At 59.3% G+C, this 735-nt stretch carries 2 protein-coding genes; both read left to right on the top strand.

All coding sequences use genetic code 11. From position 1 onward, the window contains the following. Window positions 1–4: 4 nt before the first annotated feature. Window positions 5–322 (top strand): DUF2388 domain-containing protein, encoded by a 318-nt coding sequence (locus ALO43_RS18815; RefSeq protein WP_002555871.1) that lies wholly within the window; start codon window positions 5–7, stop codon window positions 320–322. 86 nt (window positions 323–408) lie between these two features. Continuing rightward, window positions 409–735 (top strand): DUF2388 domain-containing protein (locus ALO43_RS18810; RefSeq protein ID WP_157062341.1); only part of this gene is annotated, 327 nt, incomplete at its 3' end.

Genomic DNA, 735 nt, shown 5'->3' with positions numbered 1-735 from the left:
GATCATGTCTCTGCTACGTACCCTCGGCGCTGCCTTCCTGTTGACTGCTGCTGCAGGTGCCAACGCCTCCAGCTTTATTGTGACCACTGACGCAGTGGTCGATGCAGTCAATGCATCGACACGTGCCACGTCCAACATTTCCTCCTCACTGAAAGATGACAAGATCGTTCTGGCCGCCCGAGACGATGCCGCCAGCTTCGTGGCCAGCTCCGGCGACATCCGTAGCGCTCGCCTCGAAGGTGCGCTGCAACACATCCGCCAGGTTCTGCCTGAACTGCAAGCGACCGACAGCCAACTGGCTCAGGCCATTCTGGCCATCTGACCGTTGTGCCCCGGCCATGTGCCGGGGTAGCTCTGGCCAGAGCATTGCGCTAGCCTTGCTACCTGTTTTGCTGATTCGTGAAAGTCATGCGTTTACTGCACCTTCTGTTTATCGCACCCGTTGCCAGCCTGATGTGCATCAGTCAGGTTCAAGCGTTCGATACGACCACGCAGGGTCTGGTCAAGACCGGCTATGCAACCAGTCAGGTCACAACAGCACCTTTCGATAACAAGCTCATGATGGCTGCCAGAGACGACGCTGCTGCGTTCATCGCCAGCGACGGAGATATACGCTGTGCCCGGCTTGAGGCCGCGCTGCACGCCCTGCGTCAGGCAGAGGCAAAACTTCGTGCCAGCGACCTTGAACTGGCGCAGGGCGTGCAGCGCGGCCTCAAGCCGGGCACAGCGTATATC

This window comes from Pseudomonas tremae (assembly GCF_001401155.1).
GTDB classification, from domain to species: domain Bacteria; phylum Pseudomonadota; class Gammaproteobacteria; order Pseudomonadales; family Pseudomonadaceae; genus Aquipseudomonas; species Aquipseudomonas tremae.
This window is presented reverse-complemented; position numbering and strand designations above follow the sequence as displayed.

What these genes read in the sequence shown, in the direction of transcription:
- ALO43_RS18815 (WP_002555871.1), top strand. Translation starts at nt 5, where the DNA reads ATGTCTCTGCTACGTACCCTCGGCGCTGCCTTCCTGTTGACTGCTGCT.